The organism is Microcystis sp. M113S1 (assembly GCF_020246945.1).
In the GTDB taxonomy this organism is placed as follows: Bacteria; Cyanobacteriota; Cyanobacteriia; order Cyanobacteriales; family Microcystaceae; genus Microcystis.
This window is the reverse complement of record NZ_JADBSA010000429.1, coordinates 1-4,775: the sequence shown is the minus strand read 5'-3', so window position 1 is coordinate 4,775 and position 4,775 is coordinate 1. Positions and strand designations below refer to the sequence as shown.

The 4,775-nt window shown below is 41.4% G+C and carries 6 protein-coding genes and 1 pseudogene; 3 read left to right on the top strand and 4 right to left on the bottom strand.

The annotated features are described in order from the left end of the window. A pseudogene (locus IM319_RS22805) lies at positions 1-131 on the bottom strand (IS1/IS1595 family N-terminal zinc-binding domain-containing protein); the annotation flags it as partial. A gap of 525 nt (positions 132-656) precedes the next feature. On the opposite strand from IM319_RS22805, the gene IM319_RS21855 reads away from it, so the two are divergent. Then, positions 657-1,382: a GUN4 domain-containing protein gene (locus tag IM319_RS21855; RefSeq protein WP_287736909.1), complete on the top strand. Its 726-nt coding sequence runs from the start codon at positions 657-659 to the stop codon at positions 1,380-1,382. Positions 1,383-1,416: 34 nt separating this feature from the next. Here IM319_RS21855 and thyD read toward each other — a convergent pair whose 3' ends face one another. The 3 genes from thyD to IM319_RS21840 form a co-directional block, all read right to left on the bottom strand. Then, positions 1,417-2,364: a thylakoid membrane protein ThyD gene (thyD, locus tag IM319_RS21850; RefSeq protein WP_287736908.1), complete on the bottom strand. Its 948-nt coding sequence runs from the start codon at positions 2,362-2,364 to the stop codon at positions 1,417-1,419. 129 nt (positions 2,365-2,493) lie between these two features. Continuing rightward, positions 2,494-2,853 (bottom strand): photosystem II reaction center protein Psb28, encoded by a 360-nt coding sequence (gene psb28 / locus IM319_RS21845; protein ID WP_287736906.1) that lies wholly within the window; start codon positions 2,851-2,853, stop codon positions 2,494-2,496. Positions 2,854-2,959: 106 nt separating this feature from the next. Continuing rightward, positions 2,960-3,073 (bottom strand): PetM family cytochrome b6-f complex subunit 7, encoded by a 114-nt coding sequence (locus tag IM319_RS21840; protein ID WP_012265655.1) that lies wholly within the window; start codon positions 3,071-3,073, stop codon positions 2,960-2,962. 302 nt (positions 3,074-3,375) lie between these two features. On the opposite strand from IM319_RS21840, the gene IM319_RS21835 reads away from it, so the two are divergent. Continuing rightward, positions 3,376-3,897 carry a DUF192 domain-containing protein gene (locus IM319_RS21835; protein ID WP_287685861.1) on the top strand — a complete coding sequence of 174 codons (522 nt, stop codon included), beginning with the start codon at positions 3,376-3,378 and terminating at the stop codon, positions 3,895-3,897. 369 nt (positions 3,898-4,266) lie between these two features. Continuing rightward, positions 4,267-4,461: a DUF2949 domain-containing protein gene (locus tag IM319_RS21830; RefSeq protein ID WP_002732568.1), complete on the top strand. Its 195-nt coding sequence runs from the start codon at positions 4,267-4,269 to the stop codon at positions 4,459-4,461. The last annotated feature ends 314 nt before the right edge of the window (positions 4,462-4,775 follow it).

Genomic DNA, 4,775 nt, shown 5'->3' with positions numbered 1-4,775 from the left:
TCAGAGACGGTTTTATTAGTGGGATTGATCACAAACTGACGACCACAATCTTTACACTTACGTTTGGGTTTGCCATTATGTGTAGAACCATTTTTGATGGTATGGCAAGAACCACATTTAGGACAACGAAATATTGAAGCTGGGGAATCTTTTGTTAGAAGATTATGTTCTAAATCTTCATCGCCATCCAACCAAAATTTAATAATCCCAGAGAAGATTTTGATAAAAACAGCAATCATAAAAAGCAAATTATTGACATTTATCAGGTAATTATTTTTATTAGTCAATATTCTACACAACTCAGGCTAGATAAGCAAGAGAGCTCACCACTACTATCGGATCACTACTCGGTGTGTTACTTTTTGTTCTGTTAGATCTCGCCGCCGATTTGAGATTACTGATCAGGGGAGAGATGCCTTATCTGTTCATCTTGCGATCGAGTCTCGGGCTAATCAGTTCTTTGCTATAACCCGCGCTGGGTAACACGCGGGTTAAAATGACAATTTGGTATCAATATTATACCGTTATCATTTGGACTGGTTATTCAGTGTACGATCAACCACCCGCTAAAAATCCCTTTTTTGTCAGGAAAAAATTGAGCAGCGACCCCGAAATAGTGGTAATAGTATTGAAGGAGTGGTCTTAAAAGTGATGATATGACTGACCAGAATGGCGTGTTAGTAGAAGAACAAAGCGAGGATATTACCCGTAAGATGAGTCAATTAGCCACCGAGTCGCCGAAAAATCAATTACAAATCCTGACACAATTAGCCGGGGCCGGAGAAGTTGGCCTAACTGTATTAAGAGATTTTTTGTTGGCCAAGCAGCCCACTCCTGTTAATCTGGTGACAGGTAAGGCTTATCAATTGCTATACCAAGATAATAGCGATCAGAGCAAGGAATTTTTAGCTAATTATTTCCCCACGGGTGTTGTTCCCCTCGATAGTGCTAAAGGTATCGATTATCGACTTTTACAGGAATTATTGGCTAAACAGGATTTTCAAACTGCTGATAGTCTCACCCGTCAAAAACTCTGTGAATTAGCAGGAGAAGGAGCAATACAGAGGAAATGGGTCTATTTTACGGAAGTAGAAGCTTTTCCCGGTGTAGATATTCAGACTATTGATCATCTTTGGTTAGTTCATTCGGAAGGAAAATTCGGTTGGTCGGTACAGCGCAAATTATGGATAGGTGTGGGACAAGATTTCCCGAAACTCTGGCCGAAAATTGGTTGGAAAAATGGCAATAATTGGACAAAATACCCCCAAGAATTTATCTGGGATTTAAGCGCTCCCGTGGGTCATTTACCCCTGTTAAATCAACTGCGCGGGGTGAGAGTGGCTGCCTCTTTATTCTCCCATCCCGTCTGGAGTGAAAAATAGATTGAGGGCATTTGGCCTCGGGTAGATCAGCTTTCTACATTTTCGGGACGATTTCCTCTAAGGCCGCTTCTAGATTAGGATAACGATAGTCAAAACCGAGCGCTTGTGTGGCTTTTGGCAGCACTTCTTGACCTTCTAAGACGATTTTTGCTCCTTCTCCCAAGAGAATTTCGAGGGCAAAATCTGGCACTGGCAACCAAGAAGGACGATTCATTACTTCCCCTAAAATCTGACAGAATTCTTTCATCCGGACGGGATTGGGTGCAGTAGCGTTGAAAGTACCGCTAATTTCTGGGCGATCGAGACAATAGATAATTAAATTAATTAAATCATCCCGATGAATCCAAGAAAACCACTGACGACCGCTGCCAATCGGACCGCCGGCAAAAAGTTTGAAGGGTGGGATCATTTTCCCTAAAGCACCCCCATTGCCTAAAACAATACCCGTGCGAAGAATGACTAAACGAGTGCCGTAATCTTTAACTTTTTGGGCGGCTTTTTCCCACTTTTTACAGACATCTGCCAGAAAATCGTCACCGGGAGGGCTATTTTCGTCAAAACTAGCGGTTTCACTGGTTCCATAGTAACCGATCGCCGAGGAGTTAATTAAAACTTTCGGTTTCTGGTCCGCCAGTGCGGTCGCAACGCGCTCGCTACGCGAGATCGCCTCGACAATTTTCTCGGTGCCGATTTCCCGACTAGCGACGATTGCTCGTTTTGCTTCACCGGTCCAGCGTTCCGAAATCGGTTCTCCCGCTAGATTAATCACCGCGTCACATCCGGAAATCTCTTTTTGCCAATCCCCCGATTCTGTGGCGATATAGGAAATAATCTCTATCTTAGGATAGATTGACTTTGGGTAAATTCTTCGGGTTTTATCGGGATTGCGAGTCAAAATTAGGATGTCATCGCCGCGATCATAGAGTTTGACCACTAACCGACTACCCACAAATCCCGTCGCCCCAGTAATCGCTATTTTCATGGTTTCTTGACTAAATTTATCCTTATTTTAGCTCGTTTTTAACTATCAGAATTCAGGAGTCGGTCGTCAGGAGATTATTTTTATTTATTCTCCCTACTCCCCACTCCCCATCACCCCACTTCTCACTTCTCACTTATCCTGATACCCCATACCGTTGGCTGCCGCATAACGATTCATAAAGCGCATAAAACGCTCCCAGTGTTCATCGGTGATTTCAAAACCACATTCTACCCGTTGAATTTCATCCCCTTCATCTCCTCCAAAGATAAACTTAGTCGAGTTGGGAATAACTATAATCACTCCTTCCTCATCGGTGAGACGGAGATCGCCGTAGGTACGGGTGGTGAAACTTTGGAAACGTTCGATCGCTTTCAGGGTTTTAAAAGTCATCAGGACATTGCGAATCCCGGTACTTTTATTTTTGCGGAGACTAACACCGCTTAATTCTTCTGATAAACCGACAAAAAACTCGATCGTGGGAGTGTTCATGGGTGTGGGTATAAAATTTTAGTTATTGATTTTCTCTTAATTACTTTTGATGGGAAAAAAGTAGTTCATGACTACTAAGTAAAGTAACCATGAACCGAAAAACAAGCTATTCCGCTTCTCCACCTTGGATTTTGAGGAGAAGAAAACCCCAAGCTAATCCGACGAGGACGAGAACGATCGCCACGATCGCCCCATTAAATAACATACTTTCTGCGGTCATGGTGATTGCTCCTGAGCCTACAATAATCGATCAACAGATCAATGGTATTTTAACCTACGAAGGCGATCGACTGCAGCCAGACTAGGGCAAAATTGCGGGGAAAAATCGGCAAATAAATTTGAGAACTTTCTTAGTATATATGTTCTAGTAAGCCTGCCCCTCTCCTCAAGGAAGGATGCTCAACCCCATGCTAGATATTTTTAATAATATCTTTATATTTGCCGTCGCTACTTTGTGTTAACGTTTTATCTGCTTAATTCTCCACTTATACTAGAAAAATTAAGTATTGATAACTATTGGTGATGACTGGTAAAAAATCATTTATGCTCAAGATCAAGTTAATATTATTTTTAGGTTTGTTGCTGCTGAGTTGTCAATCGACTAATCTCAATGGTAATAATAGTTCGATGGCTCAGATTACGACTGAGAATCAAGGGCAAATATTACCGATCACGGCCAAAGCAAATATTAATGGTGAGATGATTGAGTTAGAAGTGGCTCAAACCCCGGAACAACAGGCCAAGGGCTTAATGTATCGCTCGTCTTTGGAGAAAAATCGCGGTATGCTATTTCCCTTTGCACAACCTCTGATGGCAGGGTTTTGGATGAAAAATGTCTCGATTCCTCTAGACATGATTTTTCTAAAAGATGATATAGTAAAAGCAGTTTTGCTGAATGTCCCCCCTTGTGCTGTGGATCCTTGTCCTGTCTATGGGCCAAACACCATGGTTAATCAAGTGATCGAACTAGCTGGGGGTCGAGCGAAAGAATTAGGAGTGAAAGAAGGAGATAAAATTAAGATTGAGTCTATCTCAAGACCTTGATTTTTGAAAATGGTGTTAACTTTCTTATAGAAGGTGTCCCTTGTCTGGAAATATAAGTATGGCTTTTAGAAGCTATTACGCATTTATACTGTTTAAAATCTAACCATATCGATTAAGATTTTTATAGTCTATCAAGTCATAGATTGAATAATCTTTACCCTTGCTATAGATTAAACAGAGACAAAATTCTGCTCGATCTAACGGGACTATCTTAAGAGAGCCAGCGATTTTTAGGAAAGCGCTCTCTATCATCGAGATAGCTTAGATACAGAAAAAACGGTCGCGAGACTAACTGTCCTTGAAACCGATCAGGTAGTGTTTTGTTAAAATCACGAGATATACTATACTATTGAGGAAAAAAATCCCCCTATGTCCACGATTGCCTATTCCCAATTCCGACAATTTCTACAAGAGGAATTGTCCCTTCCCCAAGAATCGATCGCTATGGCCGAGCGCTCGATCCAATCTGATAAAATTCATTTACCGATGATTCTCTGGCAGTACGGTTTAGTGACCTTGGAACAATTAGACAAAATTTATGATTTTCTCGAAGAGGTAGTCTAATCTTGCAATTGCTGACTATTGACAAGGAGAATAATTGCCATGGCTGCTCATAGTTTCTGGCACAGTTTGAAAATTCCGATCCCAAAAACTACCAATCATCCCTTGAGAAGTGGGTTATTTAAACCCACTTTTTTAATAACTATACAATTGAAAATTATCGATTAACTGCTCAGTCCATGAAACCCCATGACCAATTTGCCAAAAATTACCTTGAACAATTACTTTCTCCCTTGGGAACCGTCGAAATCAGCAAAGAAGTCAGCGACGAAACCCGACAGATAGATTTATTTTTTTCCCCCAATCCCGAACCAAAC